This is a genomic window from Nonomuraea sp. NPDC050394 (assembly GCF_044459065.1).
Lineage (GTDB): Bacteria > Actinomycetota > Actinomycetes > Streptosporangiales > Streptosporangiaceae > Nonomuraea.
Window position 1 is genome coordinate 365,825 of sequence record NZ_JBITIO010000006.1, and the last position, 25,799, is coordinate 391,623.

A 25,799-nucleotide genomic window follows, 5' to 3' on the forward strand; every position below is an offset into this window, starting at 1 on the left:
ATGCATCTGAAAAGGCTCGCGGCGCTGGCGGTGATGTCCGCACTGGCCGCGTGCGGCGTTCGGGGGACCGAGACCAACCCGGACGGGACCCTGTCGTTCTCGGTCGCCGTCACCGAGCCGGACATCACCACCGTGCCGATTCTCGCCGCCGTCGACGTGGTCAGGCAGGCGGGTCACAAGGTCGAGGTGGTGGAGCTCGCGGAGCCGGAACTGGCCATCGGGGGCCTGGCCGAGGGCGCGTACGCGATCTCCGCCGAGGCGACCAGCCCCGCGCTGAGCGCCATCGAGCAGGAAGCGCCCATCCGGATCATCGCCGACGCGATCGGCAACCAGTGGGCCATCTACGGCAAGTCCCGGGTCACCTGTGACGACCTGAACGGCAGGCCGTTCGGGATCTTCAGCCGGGGCGCGGTCGCCACCGCGATGACCGAGGAGTGGGTACGCACGCAGTGCACCGCAGACCGCAGGCCGGAGTACCTGACCATCGGTGGATCGGACGTGCGCGCCCAGGCCCTGGTCGCGGGCGAGATCGACGCCACGGCGCTGGAACTGGCCGACGTGGTGGCCCTGGAGCGCTCGGGCGGCTCGGCCTTCGCCCAGGTCGTCGACTTCGGCAAGACCCTGCCCGACCTGCGTCCGCAGACGGTCTACGCCAACACCGCGTTCCTCGCCGAGCACAGGGAGGTGGCGCAGTTGTTCGTCTCGGCGCTGGTGCGCGAGCACGCCAAGATCAACGCTGATCCGCGGCACCTGGTGAGCCTCGTGAGCAAGTACCTGCCGGAGGAGGAGACCGGCGACGTGGCCGAGATCGCCGAACGCTCGGTCAAGGCGGGCCTGTTCGACGCGGGCGGCCTGACGGAGCGCAACATGCAGGTCACCATCGACTTCTTCGTCCGCGCGGGCGTGATCGAGCCGGGGATGAAGGCGAAGGACGCCACCGATCTGTCGTTCATCAAGGCGGCGGCGTGACCAGGCGGGGGCTTCTGCCGTACCAGCTGCTGACGTTCGTGATCTTCGCGGTGGGCTGGGAGGTCTACGCACGTGTGCGGGGCGGCCTGCTCATCCCCACGTTCACGGAAACCGTCGGCGCGGGCGTGAAACTGCTGGGCAGCGCCGAGCTGTGGCAGGCGCTGTACGCCAGCAACCAGGCGCTCGTGCTCGGCTTCGCCGTCGCGGTCGGCATCGGCGTGCCCCTGGGCATCGTGCTCGGCCGCTTCCGCTCACTCGAACGGTTCGCCGACGTCTACCTCAACATCCTGCTGGTCACGCCGATGGCCGCGATCATTCCCCTGCTCGGGATGTCGGTGGGGTACGGCCTGGCCGCACGGGTCATCCTCGTCGCGATCTTCTCGATCGTGATGGTGGTGGTGAACAGCCGCGCGGGCGTCAGGCAGGTCGACCCGTCGCTGATCGAGATGGCGCGCAGCTTCGGCGCGAGCGAACGGCGGATCTGGACCCGCGTCCTCCTGCCCGGCGCCCTGCCGGCGATCATGACCGGCATCCGGCTCGGCATCGGCCGCGCGGTCACCGGGATGGTGCTCGTCGAGCTGCTCATGGTCTCCACCGCACTCGGCGGGCTGATGCTCGAGTACCGCGGCCTGCTCAAGGCGCCACAGCTCTACGCGACCATCGTGATCATCCTGGCGGAGGCGCTCCTGCTGATCTCCGTGGCCCGCTGGGGCGAACGCAAGCTCACCGGAAGGAGCGTCTGATGATAGAGATCCGTGGACTGAGCAAGAGCTTCGTCGGCCAGGACGGCGGCCGGGTCCAGGCGTTGAGCGACGTCGATCTCGACGTGGAGGAGAACGAGTTCCTGACCGTGCTGGGTCCCAGCGGCTGCGGGAAGACGACGCTGCTGAAGGCGGTCGCGGGGCTCGTCCCCGCCGACTCCGGCGAGATCCGCGTCGACGGCGCGCCGGTGCGGGGTCCCGGCCCCGACCGCAGCATGGTCTTCCAGAACTTCGCCCTCCTGCCGTGGGCGACCGTGCTGGACAACGTCGCCTTCGGGCTGGAGTTGCGCGGCGTCGGCAAGGCCGAGCGCGAGGAGCGTGCCCGTGCGCTGATCGCCATGGTGGGGCTGGCCGGGTTCGAGACCAAGCGTCCGGCCGAGCTGTCCGGGGGCATGCAGCAGCGGGTGGGCATCGCGCGGGCGCTGGCCGTACAGCCGAGAGTGCTGTTGATGGACGAGCCGTTCGGCGCCGTCGACGAGCAGACCAGGCGGCTGCTGCAGGAGGAGCTCCTGTCGATCTGGGAGAAAAGCCGGCTGACCGTCGTGTTCATCACCCACAGCATGGAGGAGGCGGTGCTGCTCGGCGACCGGGTGGTGCTGATGAGCGCCCGCCCGGGACAGATCGCCGAGATTGTGCCCGTGCCGCTGCGGCGGCCGCGTTCCAGTGACGTCGGCGCGCTCGAACGCTCGGGAGAGTACACCGAGATCACCGCCTACCTCTGGGACCGGCTGCGCGACATGCACGAAGAGCACCGGGTGGCACGATGAGAACACGCATCCCCGCCGCCCTCGTCAGCCTGGCCGCCGGGGCCGTCGCCTGGGAACTGATCGGCCGGCTGTCGGGCGTGCCGTTCTTCCCGCCGCTGAGCACCGTGGCCGCCCGCCTGGCGGAGATGGCGGTGGACGGCGAGATCTTCCGGAGCGTCGCCGACAGCCTGGTCAACCTGCTGATCGGCTTCGCGATCTCCCTGGCCGCCGGGCTGCTCGTTGGTGTCGCGATGGGCCGCTACCGCAAGGTGGAAGCCGCGCTCGGCGTGTACGTCTACGCCCTGCTCACCGCCCCCGCGCTGGTCTTCGCGCCGATCTTCTTCTCCCTGCTGGGGGACGGCCGCGCCTCGATCATCGCCGTGGTGGTCATGTACGCGGTGTTCGTCATCATCGTCAACACCGCGTCGGCCATCCAGACGGTGCCCGCCGACCTGGTGGAGATGGCTCGCTCCTACGGCGCGAGCGAGCGCCAGATCCTGCTGCGGGTCCTGCTCCCCGCCGCGACGCCCATGATCATGGCAGGGGTACGGCTCGGCGTCGGCAGAGCCGTGACCGGCATGATCAACGGAGAGATGTTCATCGCCGTGGTCGGCCTCGGCCACATCGTCACCGAGGCCGGAGGGCGCTTCGACAGCGCAAGCGTGCTGGCCGTGCTGCTGGTCATCATCGCCGTCGCCCTGGGCGCGGTCTGGCTGGTCCAGGCCGTGGACCGCAGGCTGACCGGCTGGGTTCCGCAAACCTCGAGAGGAAGTCAATGAAGATCGACGCCTACAGCCACATCCTGCCCGCGCCCTACTTCGAGCGCATGCGCGAACTCGCCGTCGACCCCGGTGCGCTCAAGCGCTGGCTGGAACTGCCCGCGCTGCACGACGTCGGCGCGCGGCTGCGGATGATGGAGGAGTTCGGCGATGACTATCAGCAGATCCTCACGCTGTCCTCGCCGCCGATCGAACTGCTCGCCGGGCCGCGTGACTCGCCCGAACTGGCCAGGCTGGCGAACGAGTCGATGCTGGAGTTGTGCCACGAGCACCCGGAGCGCTTCCCCGCCTTCGTCGCCTCCCTGCCGATGAACAACCCGGACGCGGCCATGGCCGAGCTCGCGTACGCCATCGACGACCTGGGCGCCCGCGGGGTGCAGGTGTTCACCAACGTGAGCGGCCGGCCGCTGGACGATCCGGCGTTCCGGCCCATCTTCGACGAGATGGCCCGGCGTGACCTGCCCATCTGGATGCACCCGGCCCGCGGGGCCGCCTTCGCCGACTACGCCACCGAGGACGCCTCCCGCTATGAGATCTGGTGGGCGCTGGGCTGGCCGTACGAGACGAGTGTCGCCATGTCCCGGCTGGTCTTCTCCGGCCTGTTCGAACGCCATCCGGCCATCAAGATCATCACGCATCACATGGGCGCGATGATCCCCTACCTGGAGGGCAGGATCGGGCTGGGGTGGAGCGACCAGCTCGGCAGCCGTACCGAGGGGGAGGTGCTCGACGAGATGGTGCCCAAGGGGCTGCTGGAGTACTTCCGCCGCTTCTACGCCGACACGGCGCTGTCGGGTTCCGCGATCGGGATGCGGTGCGGGCTTGAGTTCTTCGGTCCCGAGCATGTCCTGTTCGCCACCGACTGCCCGTTCGACCCGGAAGGCGGGCCCATGTACATCCGGGAGACGATCAAGGCGATCGGCTCGCTCGGCCTCTCCCCGGACGCCCGCGACCGGATCTACCACCGCAACCTCAGGTCCATGATCGGGCTCTAGCCCACAGGCAGGTCGCTCTGGCGGATGCGGTACGCCTGCAGGGTGAGGTCGTAGTACTTGGACGTCTCGCCGACCCACTGCATGCCCAGGCGCTCGGCGGTGGCGATGGCGCGCCGGTTGGCGGGGCGGGCGACGGCGAACAACTCGTCCACGTCCTGGGTGAACGCCCAGGCGATGAGGGCGCGGGCGGCCTCGGTGGCGTAGCCGTTGCCCCACGCCTTGCGGTCCAGCTGCCAGCTCACCTCCAGGTCCTCCTCGTACGGCGGGAGCAGCCGGATGCTCAGCCCGCCCACGACCTTGCCCCCCTCGCGGAGCTGGACCGCCCACCGGCCGCGCGGCTTGAGCAGGTTGGGCTGCGCCTCCTGCCAGGCCTGCAGGACGGACCGCATGCCCGCCACGTCCTCGACGCGGTGCATGGCCGGGGTGAGCCACCGGGTGACGTCGGCGGAGCCGTAGATCGCCAGCGCCGCCTCGGCGTCGTCGGCCGACCAGTCCCTGATGAGCAGGCGGTCGGTGGCCAGCGGCATGTCCATGGGCGGGTTCCTCTCCGTGGGGACGGCCTGGTGCCGGAGAACTCTCCTGAGCTTCGCATGGGCTCGCGCGCCGGGCCGTACCGGGACCCCCTGGTAGCATGCACGACATGTCTGGCGCTTCTGCCGCGGCTGCCGCCGCCGTGACCAGGACGCTCCGCTAGCGGCGGGGCGTTCCTCCTTCACCTTCTGCCGAACGACCCGTCGCTTCGTGTCGCCCGAATCTCTCTCGCGCACCGGAGCGTTCCTGTGTCATTCCGTCTTCTTTCTCCCGTGCGGCCGTGGCTGGTTCTCGGCTGCCTGTCCATGCTGCAGTTCCTCATCGCGGTCGACGTGACCGTGGTCAACATCGCGCTGCCGTCCATCGGAGCCGAGTTCCGCGCGGACGCCCGCCAGCTGACGTGGGTGGTCGTCGGATACACGATCACCGGCGGCGGCCTGCTGATGTTCGGCGGCCGCCTCGGCGACGTGCTCGGCAGGCGGCGCGTCCTGCTCGCGGGCACGGCCCTGTTCGGGGCCGCGTCACTGCTCGGAGGCATCGCCCCGTCCTTCGCCCTGCTCGTGGTGGCGAGGCTCCTGCAAGGCGCCGGTGAGGCGCTCGCCCTGCCGGCCGCCATGGCGGTGATCGTCCTCATGTTCCCCGAGGGGCCGCGCCGATCCCGGGCGCTGGGCGTGTGGGCCGCGGTCGCGAGCACCGGTCTCGTGCTCGGGTTCGTGCTCTCCGGCGTGATCACGCAGCTGCTCGGGTGGCGCTGGGTCTTCCTCGTGGCGGTGCCGTTCATCCTGTTCGTGCTCATCGCCACGCTCATGCTCGTCCCGGCCGACCGGCCGGGGCGGCGGGTCCCGCTCGATCTGCCCGGAGCTCTCCTGCTGACCGCGGCGCCGCTGCTGTTCGCGTTCGGCGTCGCCGGGGAGAGTGGCCTCGCCTGGCTGCCGCCCGTGGCGCTGGCCGGGGCGGTGCTCGCCGGGGTGCTGTTCGTCGCGGTCGAACGCCGCGCGGGCAATCCGCTCGTCCCCGCCGGGTTCTTCCGCGACCGGGCACGTGTCCTGGCCAACCTCGCGACCGCGCTGCTCAGCGCCGCCCTGTCCACCTCGTTTCTGCTGTTCACCTACTACCTGCAGGACCGGCTGAAGCTCAGCCCGCTGACCGCCGGTCTCACGCTGGTGCCGCTCGCGGTGGCCCTGGTCGCCGCCGCGACGTTCGTGCCGCGGCTGCTCGGCCGGTGGGGCGCCCGCGTCAGCGCTCTCGCCGGGATCGGGTGCGCCGCGCTCGGGATGGCGGCCATCGCGGCCGTCGTGAAGGCCGGGGCGGGCGCGCCCGCGATGGTCCCGGCGATGGTGCTGATCGCCGCCGGGATGGGTTTCGGGCTCGTCGGACTGCAGTACGCCGCCGTGGCCGGGGTGGGCGAGGACGACGCGGGCGTGGCATCGGGTGTGCAGCGCGCGGCCGACCAGTTCGGCGGCTCGACCGGCGTCACGGTGTACATCGGCCTCGGGGTCGCCCCCGGCCTCGCCGACCCGCTCGTCACGAGCAGCGTGCTGGCGATCGCGGGACTCGCCGCCGCCGCCGTGATCGCCCGGGGCGTCTAGCCGCTTCAGCCGGGAAGCGCCGCCGCGAAGCCGGTCAGCGCGGCGGTGAACGCGTGCGGCCTGTCGCCGTGGATCACGTGCCTGGCGTCGATCCGCCGGTAGACGGTCTGCGGCGCGAGCTCGCGCACCCTCCGCGCGTCGTCGTCGTCCATCGCGCCGACCAGCCCGTGGTTCTCGTAGCGGTTCCAGTTGGCGTGCAGCAGCAGGACGGGGCAGGTCGTCGCGCGGAGGGCGGCCTCGTGGGAGAAGCCGCCGTAGAAGCGGCCGTCGAGGAAGGCCCGGGCGAAGTCGGGATCGAACATCGACGCCGCCCGGACCATCTCCTCCAGCGACCGTGGCAGCCACCGGACGCCCAGGCTCGCCGGGCGTCCGGGGTGCCGGCGCCGATGCCGGGCCACCAGCCGGTCGAACAGGCCGACGAGCCGCTCCGGCATCCGGACGGACCTGGTCTCCGAGACGGGGATCTCCTGGCGGTAGATGCCGGCGACCCGCCGCGGGTCGCGGTCGCCGAGCACGCTGACGGCGTGCGCGAGGCTGCCGTAGACCCACCGGTCGCGGTCGCGGAAGCGCGGCATCTCGGCCGAGAAGACCGGCGGGTCCTCCAGCACGATCGCGGCGACCTCTTCCGGGGTACGGCTCGCGCACCACAGAGCCAGGATGCCGCCGGAGGAGTTGCCGCTGACGATCGCCGGCCGGCCGATGACCTCGCGCAACAGGCGGGCCAGGTCGTTGCCCGCGGAGTCCCAGGAGTAGTCGCCGGGCGTCCAGGAGGAGTTCCCATGCCCCCGGACGTCGACGGCGAAGACCGTGAACCGCCGCGAAAGTTCCGGCATGACGCGGCGGTAGCTGCTCCACAGGCTCATCTGGCCGGGGACGAGCAGCAGCGGCACACCGGCCTCCGGCCCGCGGACGTAGCTGAGGACCGTGCCCTCGAACGTGGCGAACTCCCGCCGGAACCCGGCCCGCGCCAGCACCGGCGGCAACGGCTCCGCCTGCCCTTCGAACGGGTTGCGGTAGCCGGTCATCACTCCGGCTCCTCCTCCTGCGCCGCCAGCACGCCGCCGGCGAAGGTGCGGAACCTCTCGTTGTCGACCAGCGCGATGCCCTGCTTGCGGTCCACGAGCACGAGCAGGGTGTCACCCGGCTGAAGGTCGAGCAGGTCCCGCGCGTCCTTCGGGATGACGATCTGCCCCTTCTCCCCGATCTTCACCGTGCCCACGATGTACCGGCCGTCCGGCCCTTCGATCATCTTTCCGGCCATGCGCCCTCCTATGCCAACTAATCGCATCATACCCACTTCTCCAACTAGTTGGCATAAGACCCTGGTCGGACATGGACGTGCGCGGTCATACCAGAGGTGCAAGCTGGTCTGGACGTAGAGCCGATGCCGGGCGCGGCGGGGATCCGAAGAATGGGCGGGTGACGATTCTCGGGCTGTCTCCCCTGGAGATCCTTGCCGTCCTGGCCACCGTGGCGCTGGTGCTGGCCCGCTGGCTCCCGCCTCCCGCGCGGCGACCGGCCGCGATGGCGGCCGGGGCCGTGTTCGCGGTGTGCGCGGTGGTGCTGGCCGTGTCCGGTGTGCGCTGGCAGCTCGTCCCGGTGCTCGCCGCCGGGGGAGTGGCACTGGCTTTCGCGGTGTTCGTGCTGATGAGAGGGCGGGCGGGGCGGCCGGTGCGCAGGGCGCGATGGTGGGCGGCGCTGCCGGGGGCGGTGGCCGGGCTTGGCCTGGTCGTGGCGGGTGCGGGGGCGTCGTGGGCGTTGCCGCTGCCGGTGTTTCCGCGGCCGCCGGGGGCGTATGCGGTCGGGACCACCGTGGTGGAGTGGACCGACGCCGACCGGGAGGAGACCGCCACCGCCAAGGCGGGTGACCAGCGGACGGTCGTGGTCCAGATCTGGTACCCCTCCGGTGACTCCACCGGCGCCCGGCGCAGCCGCTACCTCGGGCGCACGGCGGAGGAGGCGCGGACCGTCGCCGGGGGCGCCGCGGACTATCTCGGGGTGCCCGGGTTCATGCTGGACGAGGTGGCGCGCGCCCATGCGCGTTCGGCGCCGGAGGCTCCGGTGGCGGGCGGGAGCGAGCGGTTTCCCGTGGTGCTCTTCTCACCCGGGCTTGGCGGGGTGCGTACCCAGAACACGGCCTGGGCCGAGGACCTGGCCAGCCGGGGGTACGTGGTGGCGGGGGTCGACCATCCCTACGACTCGGCCGTGGTCGTGCTCGAGGACGGCAGGGCCGTACGCACGCGGCTGGCGGCGACCGGCGACGACGCGGAGGACGAGCGGCGGGCGGCCGGGTGGACGGCGGTCCGCGCGGGCGACCTCGGCTTCGTGCTCACGCAGCTCGGCCGGATGCACGGCGGCGAGATCCAGGGCCCGCTGGCCGGGCGGCTCGACCTGGAACGGGCCGCGGCGACCGGTCACTCACTCGGCGGGGCCGCCGCGCTGCAGGCCGCGCGGCAGGACGCGCGGTTCGCCGCGGTCATCGTGCTGGACGGCTATCCGCGCGACCCCGTCGCCCAGCCGTTCCGTCAGCCCGTGCTCGCGCTGACGCACGACATCGGGCCGGGGCAGGAGCAGGACTACCTCTCCCGTCTCACGCGGGTGCTCGACCTCAGCCGGGCGGCGAGCTACCGGCTCACCGTCCCCGGCTCGGCCCACCTGACCTTCACCGACGCGCCCTTGTACCTGCCACCGCTGCCCTCACTGATCGGCTCCGCCGGGCGCGCCGCCGGCCCGCGGCTCACCTCGGCGGTCACCGTCGCGTTCCTCGACGCCACGCTCCGCGGCAGGGGCGGAGATCTGGCCAAGACCCTGTCCGCGTATGGCGAGCTGACCACCTTCCCTCCATAGCATGTATGGATGATGGATCTACGCCAGTTCCACGTGCTGAGGGCGATCGCGGTCAGCGGCTCGCTGGCCGGGGCGGCCCGCCGGCTCCACTACGGGCAGCCCACGATCAGCTACCACCTCGACGCGCTGGAGGCCCACCTCGGCGCCCGGCTGGTCGAACGCGGTCCCACGGGCGCCGTCCTGACCGACATCGGCGCGATGGTGCTGGAGCACGCGGCGGACGTGCTGGAGCGGATCGAGACCGTGGAGTCGGACGTGGCGGCGCGCCTGGCCCACGGCGTGTCCACGCTGCGGGTCGGCGCGTTCACCACGGCGGCGACCAAGCTGCTGCCCGGCCCGCTGCGGCGCGCCACCGAGGGCAGCGACGTCCGGATCGAGCTCACCGAGGCCGAGCCCCTCGACCTCCTCACCCGGCTCCGGGCGAGGTCGCTGCACTGCGCCCTGATCTACGACGTCGCGGCCACCAAGCCCGGCCCCGTCGCGGCCACGACGCCCGGCGACGGCTCGCGTGCGGAGCCCAGCCTCGGCCTGGGAGTGGGGCCCGGCCTCGGCTCGGGTGCGGGGTCTGGCCACGGTGCGGGTGCGGGGTCTGGCCACCGTTCGAGGGTTCAGGGGCGTGGTGGCTTGGGGGAGAAGGGTGGTTCGGGGGTGAGGGGGCGTTATGGGGCGGATCTGCGGGTGCGGACGTTGATGGACGATCCCTACCGGCTGCTCCTGCCCAGGGGGCATGCCCTGGCCGCCGGCGAGGGGCCCGTCGATCTCGGGTCGCTGGCCGGCGAGGGGTGGATCATCTCCAGCGGCTCCTACGACCCGAGCGACCAGACCCTGTACGCGACCTGCCAGTCCCTCGGCTTCCGGCCCCGGATCGCGCTGCGTGCCGACAACTACAGCGTGATCCACGGCTTCGTCGGCGCCGGGGGCGCGGTGGCGCTGGTGCCCGAACTCGCCTTCGAGCAGGGGTACGACGTGGTCTCCCGCCCGGTGCTCCAGGATGTGGGCGCACGCGGGATCCAGTTCGTCACCCCCGCCGGGCCACGCCCCGCCGTCGTGGACCGGCTCTCAACCGAGCTGCATAGAGCATATGGAGGTGGTGCAGAAAAGCGGGGCGTTCCGGATCATGACCGGTCGCTGTGAGGATGCGGCCATGACCCGATTCGGCGCTATGTACGGTCCTGATCTCACCTTCCTCGGCGTCCCCGCCTGCGACCTGGACGATCCGGCTTCCTGGGACGAGGCCGAGGTGGTCATCCTGGGCGCGCCGTACGACGGAGGCACCTCCTACCGCGCGGGCGCCCGCTTCGGCCCCGGCGCCATCCGGCAGGCCTGCTACCTCGAACACGACGGCGTCCGCCCGTCGCTCGCCCTCGGCGTGGACGGCCTGCTGGACCTGCGGGTGAAGGACGCCGGCGACGTCATGATGCTCAGCGGTGACGCCTACGCCGCGCACGCCGCCCTGGAGCGGGCGGTCCACACGGTCGCGGCGGCCGGCAAGATCCCGCTCGTGCTCGGCGGTGACCATTCGATCGCGCTGCCCAACATCACCGGCGTCGCCCGCGCGGCCGGGTGGGGCAGGGTGTCGGTCCTGCACTTCGACGCGCACGCCGACACCGGCGACAGTTCCCACGGCACGCTCATCGGGCATGGCCAGCCCATGCGCAGGCTCATCGAGTCGGGCGCGGCCAGGGGTGACCGGTTCCTGCAGATCGGGCTGCGCGGCTACTGGCCGGGGCCTGAGACGTTGCGCTGGATGGCCGATCAGGGGATGCGCTCGTACGAGATGACGGAGATCGTCGAGCGCGGCCTGGCCGAGTGCCTGAACGAGGCGGCCGGGATCGCGCTGGACGAGTGCGACGGCGTGTACCTGTCGGTGGACATCGACGTCGTCGATCCGGGCATGGCGCCGGGAACGGGCACGCCGGAGCCGGGCGGCCTGACCTCGCGCGAACTGCTGGACGCGGTGCGGCGCCTGTCCTACGAGCTGCCGATCGCCGGTGTCGAGGTGGTCGAGGTGGCCCCCGCCCACGATCACGCCGACGTGACGGCCATGCTCGGCAGCCGCGTCGTGCTGGAGGCGCTGTCCGGCCTGGCCAGGCAGCGCGCGGAGAAACACGGACGGCTGCGGCCGTGGGACCGCGCCGAGCCGCTGCTCCACAGGCACACGTCACACGATGTCAGCCGATGACGGGTCCGCGGTTGCCGTGGCGCGTCCGGGACGGGTCTGTCGCATCGGTGGCGCATGTCATGTGACGTCGGGTCCGAGGTTTCCGGCGTGCGCCCGGACAGGTCTGTTGCGCGGCACAGGTCACGGGATGCCGGGTCCGTGGTTAAGCGCGCGCGTGACGCGGGTCAGGCGATGTCGGCAGATGAGGGGCCGGCGGAGGTCAGGCCGGAGGCCTGGAGTGCCGATTCGAGGGTGGGGTGGATGTCGAACTGGCGGTAGGCGCCGGTGACCTCCAGGATGCGGGCGGGCCGGGGTTGCACGGTGGCCAGGTGGAGGCTGCCGCCGTGCTCGCCGGAGCCGGCTCTCAGATGCAGCAGCAGGCTCAGGCCGGTGCTGTCCATGAAGGTCAGCCCGCTCAGGTCGAGGACCAGCGGCAGCCCAGGCTCGGTGTGGCGTTCGGCGACATAGTCCGCCAGATGTGCGACGTTGCTGGCATCCAGCTCACCGGTGACGGTGATCAGCGTGCCACGCAGCATGCTGACGGTCATCAAGGACAGCGGTGTCATCACGACCTCGGTGATCTCCCGGACAGAAGCCCCACTCGAACGGCGTCACTCTACTCTATGGGCGAATGACAATACAGGAAAGATGTTTCAGTATACGATGTTCCTATAAGAGTCATCGCGTGAGGGGCGAAAGAGTGAACGCCGTGCCCGAACCTCAGGGCGAAAGCCCGCCCGGCTGGACCTTCCTCACCCACCACGCCCGGGTCCTGCTGGAGATCGCCCGCGATCCCGAGGTCCGGCTGCGCGACATCGCCGCCACCATCGGCATCACCGAGCGTACCGTCCAGGCGATCGTCAACGACCTGCACGACGCCGGATACCTCGCCCGCGAGAGAGTCGGCCGCCGCAACATGTACACGCTCAACCCCGACCGGCACTTCCGCTACCCCACCGAGTCCGGCATCGCCATCCGGCACCTCATCGAGATCTTCACCGAACGCCGGCGGCCCAGCTGATCCATGTTAAGAATCTTTGACATCGTGTCCTAGGTGCTTTACCTTGGCGATGCCGGTTTTCTTGACATGGAGGAGTGTCGTGTCCACCGAGGAAAAACGCGTGTGGGTGTACGCGGCGGTCGCGCTCGCGATCCCCGTCGTCTACTTCACCGTCGTCCTCCGGCAGTTGCCGGGCACGGACGTCACCCGGATCACCTACATCCCGGCCCTGCTCACCGCCATCGGCGTCGCCGTACTCGCGAACGTCGTGGCGTCGATCGCCACCGCGATCGCCGCGCCGAAGGAGGCGGGCCTGAAGGACGAGCGCGACGCCTCCATCCGCCGGTACGGCCGGCGGGCCGAGTACTACGTGCTGGCCACCGGCGTCGTCGGCGTGTTCGCGCTGACCCTGGCCGGCGCCGCGCACTTCTGGATCGCCAACGGCCTCTACCTGGCGTTCGTGCTGTCGGCCCTCGCCTCGGCGATCGCCCGGATCGTCGCCTACCGCAGGGGTTTGTGAGCATGGTCAAGCCCACCAAGGTGACGAACTCGATCCGCGCGCTGCGCTTCGCGAGCGGCGAGATGACGCAGGCGGACCTGGCCGAGCGCGTCGGTGTGACCAGGCAGACCGTCATCGCCATCGAGCAGGGCCGATACTCGCCTTCGCTGGAGATGGCCTTCAAGATCGCCCGCGCGCTGGGCGTCACGCTCGACGACGTCTTCCAGTACCCGGAGGACGGGGACTGACGGCGGTGTTCCACGATGGAACGGGATGTCACGCCCCTCTGGTGACAGTCACTCTCAGAGGAGGCACCTCATGCGCAAGTACCTGCCGGCGATCCTGGCGGCGGTGGTGACCGTGGCGGCGATGACGGGCTCCGCGCCCGCGCAGGCCGCGGTCGGAACCCTCATCCTCGGCCAGAACCAGTCCTTGGGCGGGCTGAACTGGACCTTCAGCGAGACCAACGGCAACCTCTCGCCGACCGGCAGCGACGACCGGGCCAGCTCCCTGCGGGTCACCGGCAACTCGGCCTGGGTCGTCTACCAGCACGACAACAACGGCGGCCGCGCCTACTGCGTGCTGCCCGGCCAGAGCATCAGCGACCTGCACCACCGCTGGTGGCAGTTCGGCGACACGATCTCCTCGGTCCAGCGCCTCATCGGACCGAACTGCTTCAACTTCCCCATGTTCCTGAGCACGACCCTCTGACCCGGGCGCGCGCCCGGATAGGGTCGCCTCCATGGATCTGACCGCATGGCTGCGTGACTCCGATCCGGCGCTGCGCTGGCAGGTCGAGCGCGATCTGGACGGCGAGCCGCCGCGCGTGTGGGAGGCGACGCGGGCGAGGATCGCGGCCGAGGGCTTCGGCGCCCGGCTCCTCGCCCTCCAGGACCCGGACGGCCAGTGGGCGGGCGGCGCGTTCTTCCCCAAGGAGCACGAGGAAGGAGACGGGCAGCCCTGGACGGCGACGACCTGGACGCTCACCACGTTGCGGGAATGGGGGATGGATCCGGCCGTCCTGCGCGAACGCCGTACCGCCGAACTGCTCGCCGAGAACTGCCAATGGGAGTACGACGGCCTGCCGTACTGGGGCGGTGAGGTGGACTGCTGCATCAACGCCTGGACGGCCGGGAACGGCGTGTGGCTCGGCGCCGACGTCACCGGCATCGTCGAGTGGTTCCTTGAGCACCGGCTGCCCGACGGCGGCTGGAACTGCGAGTGGGTCAACGGCTCGACGCGCTCGTCGTTCCACTCGACGCTCAACTCGCTCAAGGGGCTGCTCGCCTACGACGTGGCGACCGGCGGCACGGACGAGACCCGCGCCGCCCGCCGCTCCGGCGAGGAGTACCTGCTGCGGCGCGGCCTGTTCCGCCGCCTGTCCACCGGTGAACCGGTCGGGCCGTGGGCGGGGCGGTTCGCCTACCCCGTCCGGTGGCAGTACACCGTGCTCAACGCGGCCGAGTACTTCCGCGAGGCCACGCTGTTCGACGGCACGAAGCCGGACCCGCGGATGGCCGAGGCGATCGAGCTCGTCCGGGCCGCCCGGCTCCCGGACGGCACCTGGCGGCAGGCATGGAGGTATCCGGGGCGGGTGTGGTTCGAGGTGGACGCGCCGGTGGGGGAGCCGTCGAAGTGGCTGACCCTGTCCGGGACGCGGGTGCTCGCCTGGTGGGACGCGCTTATCCGTGTTTAACCGTCGCCTCTGTTGTGTGGCCTTGATCGATCCGCACACGACACGAGGCAGGACACATGACCCTCCACCACGCCGACCGGCGCACGTTCCTGAAGGGAGCGGCGGCCCTCGCCGCCGCCGCCGGAGTGAGTACGGCCCTGCCCCTCGCGGCCGAGGCGGACTCCCGGGATCCCGGCGAGTTGTTCAAGCAGGGCAGGTTCGCCGACGCCGAACGCGGCTACCGCCGTCAGCTGCGCGAGGACCCGAGCGCCGCGCACGCCCACGCCCAGGTCGGCTACATCGCGCTGCTGTCCAACCGGTTCGGCACCGCGGAGAAGCACCTGGGCAGGGCCATCGCGCTGGCTCCCGGCGACATCGCCTCCACCCAGCGCCTGGCGGAGTGCTTCATCCGCCAGGACCGGCCGGCCCGCGCGGTGCCGCTGCTGCGCCGTACCGGCCGCCCGCGCGACGCGGCGTTCGCCAAGGTCTACTCCCACATCGAGGGCACGCCCTGGACGATCTCCGGCGCCCGGAGCACCCGCGTGCCCTTCCACACCCTCGATCCCGTCCCCTCCGTCGAGGCCGGCGTCAACGGCGGCAAGCCGCGGAAGTTCTACCTCGACACCTACGCGACGCTGGACCTGTCGATGGAGGAGGCGGAACGGGCCGGGCTGCGCGCGCTGGCCACCGTCGAGGGCGGGGTTGTGGACGCCCATCCCGTCGTGCTCCACTTCGGCGTCCTCGACTCCTTCAGGGTCGGGGACATCGAGATCCGCAACATCCCCGTGCAGTGGAACGACGCGCGACGGCCGCCCCTGCCCGACGGCTCGCAGGCGGCGGGCGCGTTCGGCACCACGATCTTCTACCACTTCCTGACCACCATGGACTACGCGGGCAGGGCCCTGCTGCTGCGGCGCACGCCCGGCGCCCCGCGCGATGAGATCGCCCGCCTGCCGCTGTGGCTGGCGGGCGACCACTTCCCGTGCTCGCTGGGCAGCCTGGGCGATCACCCGCCCAGGATGGTCAGCATCGACACCGGCGGCATCGGCAGCGCCCTGGACACCACGGTGGCGATCGCGGAGCAGTACGGCCTCACCGTGGACTACGACAACCCGAGAGAGCGGTCCGGCATCAAGACCTACCCGCTCACCGCGGAACGGGCCGGCCTGGGGCGCGCGGTCCGGCACGACGTGCGCGGCAACGCCGCCGAGAAGGTCTTCCCCGGCCTGCCCGGCCCCGGCCAGTCGGCGCAGTTCGGCTTCGACATGATCGCGAACTTCACCCACGAGTTCTTCAAGCCGTACGCCGTCACCTTCGACTACACCCGCATGCGGATGTCGATCAGCCGCCCGTCATAGGCAGGCGTCGGCGAGGGCCTGGTCGAGGATGGCGGCGCCGCGGGTGATCTCCTCGTCGCTCGCGGTCAGCGGGGGCGCGATCCTGAAGGTGCCGCCCATGCCGGGCAACTGCACGATGTTCATGTGCAGCCCGAGCTCGAAGCAGCGCCGGGTGACGGCCGCGCCCAGCCGGTCGGCGCCGCCCTCGCCCAGTACGTCGTCACCGGCCAGCTCCACGCCCAGCAGCAGCCCGCGCCCGCGCACGTCCCCGACCACGTCATGGCGGGCGGCGATCTCGTCGAGCCGGCCGCGCAGCAGCGCGCCGAGCTCGCCCGCCCGCTTGTCGAGGTGGTCGCGCTCCAGGACGTCCAGGACGGTGTTGCCGACCGCGGCCGGCAGCGGATCGCTGACGTGGGTGGTGAAGAACAGATATCCCCGCTCGTGCGCCCGCCGCTCGATCTCCGCGCTGGTCAGCACGGCCGCCAGCGGCAGCCCGGCGCCGAGCGTCTTGGACAGCGTGAGGATGTCGGGCACCACGCCGTCGTGCTGGAAGGCGTACCAGTCCCCGGTACGGCACAGCCCCGTCTGCGCCTCGTCCACGATCAGCAGCATGCCGCGTTCCCGGCACTTGTCCGCCAGCGCGGCGAGGTAGCCGGGCGGCGGTTCGATGACGCCGCCCGAGCTGAGGATCGGCTCGACCAGGCACGCGGCCAGGCTGCCGACCGACTGGGCGTCGATCAGGTCGAAGCCCAGGTCGAGCTGGCGGCGCCAGTCGAGCGCGCCGCCGGCGTCGACGACGCCGGGACGGAAGCGGTCGGGAACGGGCAGCGCGAAGTTGCCCGGGGCCGCGGGCCCGTATCCCTTGCGCCCGGCGCTGTAGGTGGCGTTCGCTGCGGCCATCGTCATGCCGTGCCAGGACCGGGCGAACGACACGATCTCATGCCGGCCGGTGACGAGCTTCGCCATCCGCACCGCGGCCTCGTTGGCCTCGGCCCCGGTGGTCAGCAGCAGCGCCTTCTCCAGCGGATCGGGCAGGGACTGCGCGAGCCGGCGGGCGAGGTCGACGACGGGACGGCTGAGCATGCCGCTGTGCAGGTGGTCGAGCAGGCCGATCTGCTCGCGCACCGTCGCGACGATCGCCGGGTGGGAGTGCCCGAGGATCGCGCTCATCTGGCCGGAGGTGAAGTCGAGCAGCTCGCGGCCGCTCTCGGTGAACACCGAGGTGCCCCGCGCGCGGGCGATGAGCTCCGGTGTGAACGCGGCCTGGCCGCTGTAGCGGATGAGGTGGCGGGCTGATTCGGGAACCATGCCACCGACGTTAGGCACGCGCCGCCGCACCCGTCCATCGCCCGGCCGTCAGCGGATCTCGGGCAGATCCCGTAGCTGCCTGCGCGAGGTGAGCCCGAGTTTGCGGAAGATGTTGCGCAGGTGGGCGTCGATGGTGCGCGGGCTGAGGAAAAGCGTGGCGGCGACGTCCTTGGAGGTCGCGCCCTCGGCCACGAGCCGCGCGATGTGCACCTCCTGCAGGGTGAGCTGCTCGCCCTCCGCCGCGGTACGGCTGCGCGCCTGCTCACCGGTGCCGCGCAGCTCGCCGGCCGCCCGCTTGGCGAAGGCTTCCGCGCCCAGCCCGGACAGCTGCTCATGGGCCTGCCGGAGCTGGGCCCGCGCGTCCCGGCGGCGCCCCTCCCGGCGCAGCCACTCCCCGTACAGCAGGTGGGCCCGCCCTCGGTGGATGGCCATCGGGGTGGCCCGCAGGTATTCGACGGCCTCCCGGTAGCCGTCCTCTTCACCGGTGACGAGGGCGCGGCAGTACGCCTCGACGCCCGAAGCCCACGCGGTATCGGCGGCCCGGGCGCGTACGGTCAGCTCGCGCAGGGCGGCGGCGGCCGGCTCCGGGCGGCCGGAGCGCACCGCGGCCTCGATCAGCTCCGGCAGGGCCAGACCGGACACGCCCAGGTCGCCGCGGGCGGTGGCGGCCTGGGCCGCCTCCAGCGCGGCGGGGTAGTCGGCCAGGCCGTTGTGCAGAACGGCCGCGGCCCACTGCGCGCTGAGGCTCATCCCCGGCGGCACGTCCGCGAACAGCGCCATGGCCTCCTCGCGCCGCCCGCGCAGGGCGGCCAGGTGCAGGCGCGGGTAGACCAGGGGAGCGGCCCCGGTCGCCGAGGCGATGGCCTCCTCCTCCGAGATCATCTCGGCGGCGGGGCCGAACGCGCCCTCGTGCGCGCGGACGGTCGCCAGCATGGCCAGGCCGATCGGCACGAGGTGGAAGGCGCCGGACTCGCGTCCCGTGGCCACGACCCGCTCGGCCGTACCGCGCATCACCTCGATGTCCCACAGCTCGGCGGCGACCATGTAGCCGAGGGAGGGGCGGCTCGCCCAGACCTCGTCGTCCAGCCGCCGCACGATCGGCCGCAGCGGCCCGGCGGCCGGGGCGTGGCCCCGGGTGACGAGCGTGACCAGGCCGTCGAGCACGGTGTCGGTGCCGGTCCCGGTGCCGGGCGGCGCGGACCTGGCGGCGTCCACGATGGCGGCCAACTCGCCGGTGAACACGCCCATCTCCATCGCGTCCAGGTAGCAGGCCCGCGAGCGCGCCGGGTCGGCCCGCTCCAGTGCGCGGGCGGCCCGCAGGAGGTAGGCGGCCGGGTCGCCGCCGCCTCGGTAGCGGGCGAAGGACAGGCGGCCGCGTAGCACGTCGAAGCGCGGGTCGTCGCTCTCCACGCTGGTGAGCAGGTCGGCGGCCACCTCGAACGCGCCGACCGCGAGCTTGGCGCGGGCGGCGGCCAGCACACGTTCGACGCGCGCCGCGGGGTCGGTGGTCAGCGCGGCCGAGCGTTCCAGGAAGGCCGCCGCGGCGGCGATGCCGCCACGGGCCTGGGCGCGGGCGGCGGAGGCGTCGAGTTCGGCGGCGATCTCCTCGTCCGGGCCGAGTGCGGCCTGGGCGCGGTGCCAGGCGCGCCGGTCGGGTTCGGCCGCCGGGTCGGTGGCTTCGGCCAGGGCCGCGTGCGCCCGGCGGCGTTCCCCGGCGGTCGCGGCGCCGTACACGGCGGAGCGGGCCAGCGGGTGGCTGAAGCGGATCCGGGTGCCGAACTCGGCCAGCCCGCCGGTCCGCGCGGCGGCGTCCGCGGTGATGCCCAGTCCTTCGGCGGCCCGCCACAGCAGTCCCGCGTCGCCCACCGGCTCGGCGGCCGCCACGGTGAGCAGGGTTCTGGCCGGATCCGGCAGGGCCCGCAGGCGGGTCACGTAGCTCTGTTCGATCACCGCCGGGACGTCGAAGCCGCCCGCCATGCCGGCCGGTCCCGCGGTCCTCGGCAGTTCGAGCAGCGCGAGCGGGTTGCCCCTGGATTCGGACAGGATGCGGTCGCGGACCCGTTCGTCCAGCGGCGCGTGGACGGCCTGCCCCAGCAGTGCGCGTGCCTCGGCCTCGCTCAGGCCGCGCAGCCCCAGCTCGGGCAGATCCGCCAGCGCGGCCGGTCCCGGCTCGCGGGCGCCGAAGACCATGGCGACGCGTTCCGTCCCGATCCGGCGCGCCAGGAAGGCCAGCGTCTGGGCGGAGGCGTGGTCGAGCCAATGGGCGTCGTCCACGACGCACAGCACCGGTCGCTCGCGCAGCGCCGCCAGCAGCAGCCCCAGGGCACCCAGGCCGGCCATCAGGGGCTCCGGCGTGCCGGAGTCCAGCCCGAACGCCCCTTCAAGGGCCGTGCGCTGCGGCGGGGCCAGATCGCCGAGGTGGTGCAGGAGCGGCGCGCACAGCTGATGGAGCACGGCGAACGGCAGCTCCATCTCGAACTGCGCGCCCGTCGCCCGGATGACCAGGAATCCGTCCGCGGCCTGCCCGGCCTGCCGGAGCAGCACGCTCTTGCCGATGCCCGGCTCCCCTTTGACGACGAGGGCACCGCCCCGCCCCTGCCGTGCGGCATCGAGCAGGGCGGTGAGCCGCGCCGTCTCGGCGTGGCGGCCGAGCAACATGTCCATGGGCAGACACTTTAGGGCGCCTTTTCCGCCGCCTCCTTCAGGTGGCGCAGCCAGGCGGTCAGCGACCCTTCGAGCGCGGCGCGCATGCCCGCCACGTCGGCGCGGATCGCCGCGCCGTCCCACGACTCCTCGGTGTGCACGTGTACGGCGCCGCCCTCCTCACGGAAGGTCCACAGGTGCAGGCCGTCGATGCCGTGGGCGGGGCCGCCCCACAGGATGCGGGCCCGCGGCTCCGCCTGGTGCACGGTGGAGGTGATGTCGAGGCCGAACGTGCTCCAGTGGAAGACCGCGCCGGGGACCAGCGGGCTGTGGGCGGAGGCGCTGGTGATGTCGCTCTGCCAGGCGGGCCAACCGTTCACGTCGGTGTGCAGGCGCCAGACGCGCTCCAGCGGGGCGTCGATCATGGTGCCGAGGCGGACGACGACGGCGGCGCCGGTGTCGATGGAAGTGATCACTTGGTGTCCTCGATCCAGTGTCCGTGGATGCCGGCGGGGACCCGGCGGGGGAGCTCCACGGTGGCGACCGTCGTCAGCTCGGCGGCATCCAGCACGAGCAGCTCGGACGCGCCGGCCTTGAGGTCGCTGACGATGGTGAGCAGGTAGCCGTCGTCCTCGTTGTTGCTGCCGGCGGCGGGCACGAAGACGGCCTCGCCGGGCATGCGGTGCTCGCCGTGGGAGAACAACCGCCGCCGGCCGCTCGCGGTGTCGAACTTGACGGTGTGGTAGCCGGACAGGCCCGCGCCGGGGAAGGCGATGGCGTAGCTGTAGCGGTTGGCGATGCCGGTGTGGGCGTCGTTGATGGCGGGGAACTCGACGTTCAGGGCGTCCAGGGGCTCCTCGGTGGCCTTGCCGGTGGCCGGGTCGAGGATCCAGCGGTGCAGGGTCGCGCCGGCCAGCGGGCTGGGGCCGTACGCGGGCGCGCCCACCCACCACTTCCACGACGACTCCCACCCGGCGCGGTCGAAGCGCGGCCCTTCGAGCACCACGCGCCCTTGGGCGTCCACGTAGGAGTTGCTGACGTGCAGCAGCGTGCTCTGCTCGACCTCGAACCAGGTCACCCGGTCCGACTCGCGCGGCATGACGCCGACCCGGAACGGCACGTCGTCGTGCCAGCGATAGGGGATGCCCGACTGCTCGGCGTGGTCGAAGACGACGGGTGAGCACAGGAACACCGCGTGCTGCGCGGTGATCGCGAAGTCGTGCATCAGCGACGGCCCCGCCCCCTCGATCACCTGGGTCCGCACAATCTGCCCCGAGGCGTCGGCGACGTGGTAGGTCAGGTACGGCGGGAACGGGCTGTAGCTGAAGAAGTGCAGCTCACCGGTGACCGGGTCCTCCTTCGGGTGGGCGGTCATCGCGCTGGTGAGTTTCCCGCCGAAGTCGTACACGCCGACGGTGTCAAGCTCGGCGGTCACCTCCCAGGGCAGGTTGGCCTCCTGCAGCGCCAGGTAGCGTCCGCCGTGGAAGATGATGCTGGTGGCCGCCGCGGAGACCTCCAGCTCCGTGCCGTGGAAGGGCACTCCTTCCAGGTACGGCGTGCGCACCCACCGGTTGCGGTACCACTCGGCCCTGCCGCCGGCCAGCCGGATGCCGTGGATCATGCCCGCGCCCTTGAACCAGTGGGTGGGCGTCACCCCGGGCTTCGGGTTGTGGCCGTTGCGGAAGTAGCGGCCGTTGAGCTCGGGCGGCAGCGTGCCGCGCACGGTCAGCTCGTGGGCGGTGATCTCGTCGGCGACCGGCGTGTAGTGCCCGGTCAGGTACGGCTTGGCGAGGTCGTTCATCAGGGTGCCTTTCCAATCGAGACGATCGTGATGAGCAGGGTCAGGGCGGCGCAGGCGAGGAAGGCCCCGCCGTACGACGGAAGGAGGGTCAGCGCGGACAGGCCCACGGCGCCGCCGACCTGGCGGGTGGCGTTGACCAGCCCGCCGGCCAGGCCGCTGTCCCCGGCCGGGACCCCGGCCGACGCCTGCGCGGTCAGGCGGACGAAGGCGACGCCGAGCCCGGCGCCGATGAGCAGCGACGGCGCGACCAGCGCGCCGGTGAGCCCGAGCCAGGCCAGGCCCGCGGCGAGCAGCAGCAGACCGGCGGGCAGGACCGCGCGGCCGCGGATCCTCCCGGCGGCCCAGGACGCGATGGTGATCATCAGGGCCAGCGGGAGCTGGGAGAGCCCGGCTTCCAGCGGCGTGTAGCCGAGGTCCCGCTGCTGGTAGAGGGGCAGGAAGTAGAACAGGCCCAGCCAGACCGCGCCGAGCAGCGCCATCAGCAGGTTGGGCCGGGCGACCACCGCCATCCGCGCGGGCAGCAGCGGGTGGGGCGAGCGGCGCTGGATCACCACGAACGCCGCCAGGAGTGCCAGACCGGCGAGCGCCGCGGGCCACAGGCTGGTCAGGCCGTAGGTGAGCGCGATCAGGGCGGCGACGAGCGTCATCGTGCCCGGCAGGTCGAGGGTGCCGCCCCGCGGGGCGTCGGCGGGTACCAGCCGCCAGGTGGCCGCGATGACCGCCAGGGCGAAGGGGACCAGGACGGCGAAGACGGCACGCCAGCCGTACAGGTCGGTGAGCAGGCCGCTCAGCAGCACGCCCGCCGCGCCGCCCGCGCCGGAGACCGCGCCCCACACCCCGAGCGCCGTCCCTCGGCCTTGCCCGTCCGGGAACAGGCGCAGCACCAGGGCGAGCGCGGTCGGCGCGAGGAGCGCGGCGCCGAGGCCCTGCACGATCCGCGCGGCGATCAGCGTCGCGGGGCCTGTGGCCAGGGCGGCGGCCAGGCCGGCCAGGGCGAACAGGGTGGCGCCGGTGAGGAAGACGCGGCGCAGACCGTACACGTCGCCGAGCCGGCCGCCCGGCAGCAGGATCGCGCCGAAGACCAGCACGTACGCGTTGACCACCCAGGTCAGGCCGGCCGGCGACATGGCGAGGCCGGTGCGGATCTGCGGGAGGGCGACGTTCACGATCGAGGTGCTGAGAACCACGAGGAACTGGGCGGTGGCCAGTGCGGCCAGGGGCGCCCAGGTGGCGCTTCGCGGGTGTCCAGTGCCGTGCATGACCTCACGCTCGCAGCGGGGCACGCGTCTTCGCGTCGGTGGTTTTCACCTATCCGCCCCTTGTGAACCGCTATAGCAACCTGTAGGTTGCCATACATGGTGACCAACACGATCGAACGTGAGGTGGTGCTGCGGCACTCCGTCGAGCGGGTCTGGGCCGCGCTGACCACCGCGGAAGGACTGTCCAGGTGGTTCGGCTCGGTGGCCGAGATCGACCTGCGGCCCGGCGGGCGCGCGTACTTCCGCTGGGACGACCTTGGCCAGGAGTCGCTCGCCACGGTCACGGCCGTCGAAGCGCCGCACCGGTTCGCCTTCACCTGGGCGACCGAGGGGGTGGACGTGCTGCTGACCACGGTGGAGTTCACCCTGGAGGAGGTGCCGGGCGGCACCCGGCTGCGGCTGGTGGAGAGCGGGTTCGCACGGGCCGCCGCCGGTGTGGCCCGCTCCGCCCACCAGGCCAACAGCCAGGGCTGGGACGCCGAGCTGGCCGACCTGGAAAGCTACCTCGATGCCGCCGCCTGAGGCCGAGATCCAGGCCGTGGCGGTGTTCGCGGCGCTGACCGATCCGACGCGGCGGGCGCTGCTGGAGGAACTGGCCCGCGCGGGTCCGGCGACCGTCACCGACCTGGCCCGGCGGTTGCCGATCAGCCGCCAGGCCGTGGCCAAGCACCTCGGCCTGCTCGCCGAAGCGGGCCTGATCAGCGCCGCGGAACCCACCGGCCGCCGCCACCCCTACCGCCTGGAACCAGCACCTATCCGCGCCGCCCAGGTGTGGCTGGCCACGCTGGCCCACCGGTGGGACGACCGGCTGTCCGCACTGGAAGACGCTCTCGACAAGGAGGAATCATGACCGCGTACACCGCTGGACTGAACATCGCGATGAAGATCCCCAAGGCGCAGTACGAGGCCACCGTGGCCTTCTACCGCGACACCCTGGGCTTCGAGGTCAAGGAGGAGGCCGTCGGCTACGCCCCGACCGTCACCACGACCCATTCGGTGAAGTTCGGCCCCAACACGCTGTGGCTGGACCGCGTCGACAACTACAGCCAGCCCGATCTGTGGCTGCAGCTCCACACCGACGACCTGGACGCCGCCACGGCCGAACTGGCCGAGGCCGGCATCCATCCGTGCGACGAGGTGGAACCGCTGGAGGACCTCACCACGAGGACCCACTGGATCAAGAATCCGGCCGGGGTCGTGCACCTGCTCGCCGAGTCCGGCTGATCGGCCGGGCCGGGGGTCCCTCCCGGCCCGGCCGGCGGCGGGGCGTTCAATGGAGTGGGGGGGACGACATGGAAACGACGACGCGCGCCCTGGTGGTGGGCGCGGGACCGGTGGGGCTGACCATGGCGGCCGAACTGCGCCGTCACGGCGCGGCCTGCCGCATCATCGACAGCCTGCCCAAGCCCACGGGCTGGGCGAAGGCGGTCGGGGTCCAGCCGCGTACGCTCGAGGTCTGGGAACAGATGGGCGTCGTCCGCGAGGCGATCGCGGCGGGGGTGTGGCTGCGCGGGCAGGTGCAGTTCACCGACGGCGTGGCCGGGGACCCCTACGAGCTCCGGGTGCCCGACGGCACCTACGGCTTCCTCGCCCTGCCGCAGTACGAGGTCGAGCGCATCCTGACCGAGCACCTGGCCCGCCTGGGCACCGAGGTCGAGCGGGGCGTCGAGCTGCGGAGCTTCACCCAGGACACCGACGGGGTGAGCGCCACCCTCGCACTGTCCGACGGCTCGGAGCGGACCGTCCGCGCCGACTACCTGGTCGGCTGCGACGGCGCCCACAGCGTGGTACGGCACGGCCTGGGCCTGGGCTTCGAGGGCGACCGCTTCCCCGAGGAGTACATGCTCGGCGACGTCGAGGTGGACTGGTCCATGCCCGCCGGCTACGCGCTGCGCTTCCTGGCCGAAGCACCGGACGGCGGACGGGACCTGCTGGTCTGCGTCCCGCTGCCCGGCGACAACCGCTACCGGCTGTCGATGCTCGCACCGGAGCACCTGCGCCGGGACGCCCGGCCGGATCACGGGATCGTCACCGACCGACCCGGCCCCGGCCTCGCCCAGATCCAGGAGGTCGTCGACCGGCTCGTACCCGGGAAACCGGCGGTGGGCAATCTGCGCTGGTCATCGCTGTTCGGCATCAGCCACCGACTCGTCGACCGCTACGGCGCGGGCCGGGCGTTCGTCTGCGGCGACGCCGCCCACATCCATCCGCCGACCGGCGCCCAGGGCGCGAACACCGGCATGCAGGACGCGTACAACCTCGCCTGGAAGCTCGCCCTGGCCCTGCGCGGCGCGGCCGCTCCCGGGCTGCTGGCCACCTACGACGCCGAACGGCGACCCGTGGGGGAGGAGGTGGTGGGCCGGACGGTCCGCCACGCCCGCACCCAGTCCCTCGGCGATCCCGGTGAGTCAGGCCCGACCCGGCTGGCCCGCGAGGGCCAGCTCCTGGTCGCCTACCCCGGCAGCCCGCTGTCCGGTGAGGCGCCGGACCCGCCCGGCGCCCCCGCCGGCGGCCCACGGCCCGGTGAGCGCGCGCCGGACGCGCGGGGACTGACGCAGGAGGGGCTCGGCTTCCCGCTACGGCTGTTCGACCTGCTCAAGGGGCCCGGCCACACGCTGATCCTGTACGCGGACGCGGCGAGCGGACTGGACGACGCCGAGACCCTGGCCACGCGCCTGGCCGGCCTGGTCCGCGTCCATGTCGTGCTGGCACCCGGCGCTCCGCCGCCCGCACCGGGAGCGCAGGTGCTCCGGGACGCCACGGGCGCCTTCCGCGACCGGTACGCGACCGGGCCGAGCGCCGCGTACCTCATCCGCCCCGACGGGTACGTGGGCTTCCGCGCCCGGCCCATGGATCTCGCGGCCGTCACCGCGCACCTGCGGAACACCTTCGCCTAGCA

At 72.2% G+C, this 25,799-nt stretch carries 28 protein-coding genes; 19 read left to right on the top strand and 9 right to left on the bottom strand.

The genetic code is table 11. From position 1 onward, the window contains the following. Genes ACIBKY_RS25490 through ACIBKY_RS25510 form a run of 5 tightly spaced genes read left to right on the top strand, consistent with a single transcriptional unit; the run spans position 1 to position 4,250 of the window. A complete protein-coding gene (locus tag ACIBKY_RS25490; RefSeq protein ID WP_397100069.1) occupies positions 1–969 on the top strand; it encodes an ABC transporter substrate-binding protein in 969 nt (322 codons plus the stop codon). After that, positions 966–1,712 (top strand): ABC transporter permease, encoded by a 747-nt coding sequence (locus ACIBKY_RS25495; RefSeq protein WP_397100071.1) that lies wholly within the window; start codon positions 966–968, stop codon positions 1,710–1,712. The genes ACIBKY_RS25490 and ACIBKY_RS25495 overlap by 4 nt, the downstream gene beginning before the upstream one ends. Then, positions 1,712–2,497, top strand: a complete 786-nt coding sequence (locus ACIBKY_RS25500) for an ABC transporter ATP-binding protein (RefSeq protein WP_397100073.1) — start codon at positions 1,712–1,714, stop codon at positions 2,495–2,497. The genes ACIBKY_RS25495 and ACIBKY_RS25500 overlap by 1 nt, the downstream gene beginning before the upstream one ends. Then, positions 2,494–3,255 (top strand): ABC transporter permease, encoded by a 762-nt coding sequence (locus ACIBKY_RS25505; protein WP_397100075.1) that lies wholly within the window; start codon positions 2,494–2,496, stop codon positions 3,253–3,255. The genes ACIBKY_RS25500 and ACIBKY_RS25505 overlap by 4 nt, the downstream gene beginning before the upstream one ends. Next, positions 3,252–4,250 (top strand): amidohydrolase family protein, encoded by a 999-nt coding sequence (locus ACIBKY_RS25510; protein ID WP_397100077.1) that lies wholly within the window; start codon positions 3,252–3,254, stop codon positions 4,248–4,250. The genes ACIBKY_RS25505 and ACIBKY_RS25510 overlap by 4 nt, the downstream gene beginning before the upstream one ends. Here the strand turns inward: ACIBKY_RS25510 and ACIBKY_RS25515 are convergent. After that, complete coding sequence (locus ACIBKY_RS25515; RefSeq protein ID WP_397100079.1) at positions 4,247–4,783, bottom strand: GNAT family N-acetyltransferase; 537 nt, start codon at positions 4,781–4,783, stop codon at positions 4,247–4,249. The genes ACIBKY_RS25510 and ACIBKY_RS25515 overlap by 4 nt on opposite strands. A 270-nt stretch (positions 4,784–5,053) precedes the next feature. Between ACIBKY_RS25515 and ACIBKY_RS25520 the strand changes: the two genes are divergently transcribed. Next, complete coding sequence (locus ACIBKY_RS25520; RefSeq protein ID WP_397100081.1) at positions 5,054–6,370, top strand: MFS transporter; 1,317 nt, start codon at positions 5,054–5,056, stop codon at positions 6,368–6,370. 5 nt (positions 6,371–6,375) lie between these two features. Here ACIBKY_RS25520 and ACIBKY_RS25525 read toward each other — a convergent pair whose 3' ends face one another. Both ACIBKY_RS25525 and ACIBKY_RS25530 read right to left on the bottom strand, forming a co-directional pair. Continuing rightward, positions 6,376–7,395: an alpha/beta fold hydrolase gene (locus ACIBKY_RS25525; RefSeq protein ID WP_397100083.1), complete on the bottom strand. Its 1,020-nt coding sequence runs from the start codon at positions 7,393–7,395 to the stop codon at positions 6,376–6,378. Continuing rightward, positions 7,395–7,631: an AbrB/MazE/SpoVT family DNA-binding domain-containing protein gene (locus tag ACIBKY_RS25530; RefSeq protein ID WP_397100085.1), complete on the bottom strand. Its 237-nt coding sequence runs from the start codon at positions 7,629–7,631 to the stop codon at positions 7,395–7,397. Before ACIBKY_RS25530 ends, ACIBKY_RS25525 begins: the two co-directional genes overlap by 1 nt. A 158-nt stretch (positions 7,632–7,789) precedes the next feature. On the opposite strand from ACIBKY_RS25530, the gene ACIBKY_RS25535 reads away from it, so the two are divergent. Genes ACIBKY_RS25535 through speB form a run of 3 tightly spaced genes read left to right on the top strand, consistent with a single transcriptional unit; the run spans position 7,790 to position 11,399 of the window. Then, positions 7,790–9,217, top strand: a complete 1,428-nt coding sequence (locus tag ACIBKY_RS25535) for an alpha/beta hydrolase family protein (protein WP_397100087.1) — start codon at positions 7,790–7,792, stop codon at positions 9,215–9,217. Between the two features lie 9 nt (positions 9,218–9,226). Continuing rightward, positions 9,227–10,351, top strand: a complete 1,125-nt coding sequence (locus ACIBKY_RS25540; protein WP_397100089.1) for a LysR family transcriptional regulator — start codon at positions 9,227–9,229, stop codon at positions 10,349–10,351. A 10-nt stretch (positions 10,352–10,361) separates the two neighbouring features. Then, positions 10,362–11,399 carry an agmatinase gene (speB, locus tag ACIBKY_RS25545; protein ID WP_397100091.1) on the top strand — a complete coding sequence of 346 codons (1,038 nt, stop codon included), beginning with the start codon at positions 10,362–10,364 and terminating at the stop codon, positions 11,397–11,399. Positions 11,400–11,563: 164 nt separating this feature from the next. On the opposite strand, the gene ACIBKY_RS25550 is transcribed toward speB, so the two are convergent. Then, positions 11,564–11,944 (bottom strand): STAS domain-containing protein, encoded by a 381-nt coding sequence (locus tag ACIBKY_RS25550; RefSeq protein WP_397100092.1) that lies wholly within the window; start codon positions 11,942–11,944, stop codon positions 11,564–11,566. A gap of 143 nt (positions 11,945–12,087) precedes the next feature. On the opposite strand from ACIBKY_RS25550, the gene ACIBKY_RS25555 reads away from it, so the two are divergent. From ACIBKY_RS25555 to ACIBKY_RS25580, 6 genes are all read left to right on the top strand, one after another. Next, on the top strand, positions 12,088–12,399 hold the full coding sequence (locus ACIBKY_RS25555) for a helix-turn-helix transcriptional regulator (RefSeq protein ID WP_397100094.1): 312 nt from the start codon (positions 12,088–12,090) through the stop codon (positions 12,397–12,399). Between the two features lie 79 nt (positions 12,400–12,478). Next, positions 12,479–12,898, top strand: a complete 420-nt coding sequence (locus ACIBKY_RS25560; protein ID WP_397100096.1) for a hypothetical protein — start codon at positions 12,479–12,481, stop codon at positions 12,896–12,898. A 2-nt stretch (positions 12,899–12,900) separates the two neighbouring features. Continuing rightward, entirely contained in the window at positions 12,901–13,125 is a 225-nt protein-coding gene (locus ACIBKY_RS25565; RefSeq protein WP_397100098.1) for a helix-turn-helix transcriptional regulator, read from the top strand. A gap of 70 nt (positions 13,126–13,195) precedes the next feature. Continuing rightward, positions 13,196–13,588: a beta/gamma crystallin-related protein gene (locus tag ACIBKY_RS25570; RefSeq protein WP_397100100.1), complete on the top strand. Its 393-nt coding sequence runs from the start codon at positions 13,196–13,198 to the stop codon at positions 13,586–13,588. Between the two features lie 31 nt (positions 13,589–13,619). Next, entirely contained in the window at positions 13,620–14,573 is a 954-nt protein-coding gene (locus tag ACIBKY_RS25575; protein WP_397100102.1) for a squalene cyclase, read from the top strand. Positions 14,574–14,629: 56 nt separating this feature from the next. Continuing rightward, positions 14,630–15,910, top strand: coding sequence for an aspartyl protease family protein (locus ACIBKY_RS25580; protein ID WP_397100103.1), 1,281 nt, complete (start codon positions 14,630–14,632; stop codon positions 15,908–15,910). On the opposite strand, the gene ACIBKY_RS25585 is transcribed toward ACIBKY_RS25580, so the two are convergent. The 5 genes from ACIBKY_RS25585 to ACIBKY_RS25605 are packed head-to-tail and all read right to left on the bottom strand — an operon-like array spanning position 15,905 to position 22,900. Further along, entirely contained in the window at positions 15,905–17,197 is a 1,293-nt protein-coding gene (locus ACIBKY_RS25585; protein WP_397100105.1) for an aspartate aminotransferase family protein, read from the bottom strand. The genes ACIBKY_RS25580 and ACIBKY_RS25585 overlap by 6 nt on opposite strands. A 48-nt stretch (positions 17,198–17,245) precedes the next feature. After that, complete coding sequence (locus ACIBKY_RS25590) at positions 17,246–19,861, bottom strand: ATP-binding protein (RefSeq protein ID WP_397100107.1); 2,616 nt, start codon at positions 19,859–19,861, stop codon at positions 17,246–17,248. An 11-nt stretch (positions 19,862–19,872) separates the two neighbouring features. After that, positions 19,873–20,316 carry an SRPBCC family protein gene (locus tag ACIBKY_RS25595; RefSeq protein WP_397100109.1) on the bottom strand — a complete coding sequence of 148 codons (444 nt, stop codon included), beginning with the start codon at positions 20,314–20,316 and terminating at the stop codon, positions 19,873–19,875. Beyond that, the gene (locus ACIBKY_RS25600) at positions 20,313–21,641 is read right to left on the bottom strand and encodes a carotenoid oxygenase family protein (protein WP_397100111.1); all 1,329 of its coding nucleotides are present in this window, start codon (positions 21,639–21,641) and stop codon (positions 20,313–20,315) included. Before ACIBKY_RS25600 ends, ACIBKY_RS25595 begins: the two co-directional genes overlap by 4 nt. After that, a complete protein-coding gene (locus ACIBKY_RS25605) occupies positions 21,641–22,900 on the bottom strand; it encodes an MFS transporter (RefSeq protein WP_397100113.1) in 1,260 nt (419 codons plus the stop codon). Before ACIBKY_RS25605 ends, ACIBKY_RS25600 begins: the two co-directional genes overlap by 1 nt. A gap of 96 nt (positions 22,901–22,996) precedes the next feature. Here ACIBKY_RS25605 and ACIBKY_RS25610 point away from each other — a divergent pair, with 96 nt between their 5' ends. The 4 genes from ACIBKY_RS25610 (at position 22,997) to ACIBKY_RS25625 (ending at position 25,797) form a co-directional block, all read left to right on the top strand. Continuing rightward, the gene (locus ACIBKY_RS25610; protein ID WP_397100115.1) at positions 22,997–23,422 is read left to right on the top strand and encodes an SRPBCC domain-containing protein; all 426 of its coding nucleotides are present in this window, start codon (positions 22,997–22,999) and stop codon (positions 23,420–23,422) included. Next, on the top strand, positions 23,409–23,750 hold the full coding sequence (locus ACIBKY_RS25615; protein ID WP_397100117.1) for an ArsR/SmtB family transcription factor: 342 nt from the start codon (positions 23,409–23,411) through the stop codon (positions 23,748–23,750). The genes ACIBKY_RS25610 and ACIBKY_RS25615 overlap by 14 nt, the downstream gene beginning before the upstream one ends. After that, the gene (locus ACIBKY_RS25620; RefSeq protein WP_397100119.1) at positions 23,747–24,124 is read left to right on the top strand and encodes a VOC family protein; all 378 of its coding nucleotides are present in this window, start codon (positions 23,747–23,749) and stop codon (positions 24,122–24,124) included. The genes ACIBKY_RS25615 and ACIBKY_RS25620 overlap by 4 nt, the downstream gene beginning before the upstream one ends. A gap of 68 nt (positions 24,125–24,192) precedes the next feature. Beyond that, the gene (locus tag ACIBKY_RS25625) at positions 24,193–25,797 is read left to right on the top strand and encodes an FAD-dependent monooxygenase (RefSeq protein ID WP_397100121.1); all 1,605 of its coding nucleotides are present in this window, start codon (positions 24,193–24,195) and stop codon (positions 25,795–25,797) included. The last annotated feature ends 2 nt before the right edge of the window (positions 25,798–25,799 follow it).

Bases quoted from the DNA above. Each gene is read 5' to 3' on its own strand.
- ACIBKY_RS25530 (WP_397100085.1), bottom strand. From the start codon at position 7,631: ATGGCCGGAAAGATGATCGAAGGGCCGGACGGCCGGTACATCGTGGGC.
- ACIBKY_RS25515 (WP_397100079.1), bottom strand. From the start codon at position 4,783: ATGGACATGCCGCTGGCCACCGACCGCCTGCTCATCAGGGACTGGTCG.
- ACIBKY_RS25505 (WP_397100075.1), top strand. From the start codon at position 2,494: ATGAGAACACGCATCCCCGCCGCCCTCGTCAGCCTGGCCGCCGGGGCC.
- ACIBKY_RS25620 (WP_397100119.1), top strand. From the start codon at position 23,747: ATGACCGCGTACACCGCTGGACTGAACATCGCGATGAAGATCCCCAAG.
- ACIBKY_RS25540 (WP_397100089.1), top strand. From the start codon at position 9,227: ATGATGGATCTACGCCAGTTCCACGTGCTGAGGGCGATCGCGGTCAGC.
- ACIBKY_RS25610 (WP_397100115.1), top strand. From the start codon at position 22,997: ATGGTGACCAACACGATCGAACGTGAGGTGGTGCTGCGGCACTCCGTC.
- ACIBKY_RS25615 (WP_397100117.1), top strand. From the start codon at position 23,409: ATGCCGCCGCCTGAGGCCGAGATCCAGGCCGTGGCGGTGTTCGCGGCG.
- ACIBKY_RS25570 (WP_397100100.1), top strand. From the start codon at position 13,196: ATGCGCAAGTACCTGCCGGCGATCCTGGCGGCGGTGGTGACCGTGGCG.
- ACIBKY_RS25605 (WP_397100113.1), bottom strand. From the start codon at position 22,900: ATGCACGGCACTGGACACCCGCGAAGCGCCACCTGGGCGCCCCTGGCC.
- ACIBKY_RS25565 (WP_397100098.1), top strand. From the start codon at position 12,901: ATGGTCAAGCCCACCAAGGTGACGAACTCGATCCGCGCGCTGCGCTTC.
- ACIBKY_RS25500 (WP_397100073.1), top strand. From the start codon at position 1,712: ATGATAGAGATCCGTGGACTGAGCAAGAGCTTCGTCGGCCAGGACGGC.
- ACIBKY_RS25525 (WP_397100083.1), bottom strand. From the start codon at position 7,395: ATGACCGGCTACCGCAACCCGTTCGAAGGGCAGGCGGAGCCGTTGCCG.
- ACIBKY_RS25550 (WP_397100092.1), bottom strand. From the start codon at position 11,944: ATGACACCGCTGTCCTTGATGACCGTCAGCATGCTGCGTGGCACGCTG.
- ACIBKY_RS25590 (WP_397100107.1), bottom strand. From the start codon at position 19,861: ATGGACATGTTGCTCGGCCGCCACGCCGAGACGGCGCGGCTCACCGCC.
- ACIBKY_RS25490 (WP_397100069.1), top strand. From the start codon at position 1: ATGCATCTGAAAAGGCTCGCGGCGCTGGCGGTGATGTCCGCACTGGCC.
- ACIBKY_RS25585 (WP_397100105.1), bottom strand. From the start codon at position 17,197: ATGGTTCCCGAATCAGCCCGCCACCTCATCCGCTACAGCGGCCAGGCC.
- speB (WP_397100091.1), top strand. From the start codon at position 10,362: ATGACCCGATTCGGCGCTATGTACGGTCCTGATCTCACCTTCCTCGGC.
- ACIBKY_RS25625 (WP_397100121.1), top strand. From the start codon at position 24,193: ATGGAAACGACGACGCGCGCCCTGGTGGTGGGCGCGGGACCGGTGGGG.
- ACIBKY_RS25600 (WP_397100111.1), bottom strand. From the start codon at position 21,641: ATGAACGACCTCGCCAAGCCGTACCTGACCGGGCACTACACGCCGGTC.
- ACIBKY_RS25510 (WP_397100077.1), top strand. From the start codon at position 3,252: ATGAAGATCGACGCCTACAGCCACATCCTGCCCGCGCCCTACTTCGAG.
- ACIBKY_RS25575 (WP_397100102.1), top strand. From the start codon at position 13,620: ATGGATCTGACCGCATGGCTGCGTGACTCCGATCCGGCGCTGCGCTGG.
- ACIBKY_RS25580 (WP_397100103.1), top strand. From the start codon at position 14,630: ATGACCCTCCACCACGCCGACCGGCGCACGTTCCTGAAGGGAGCGGCG.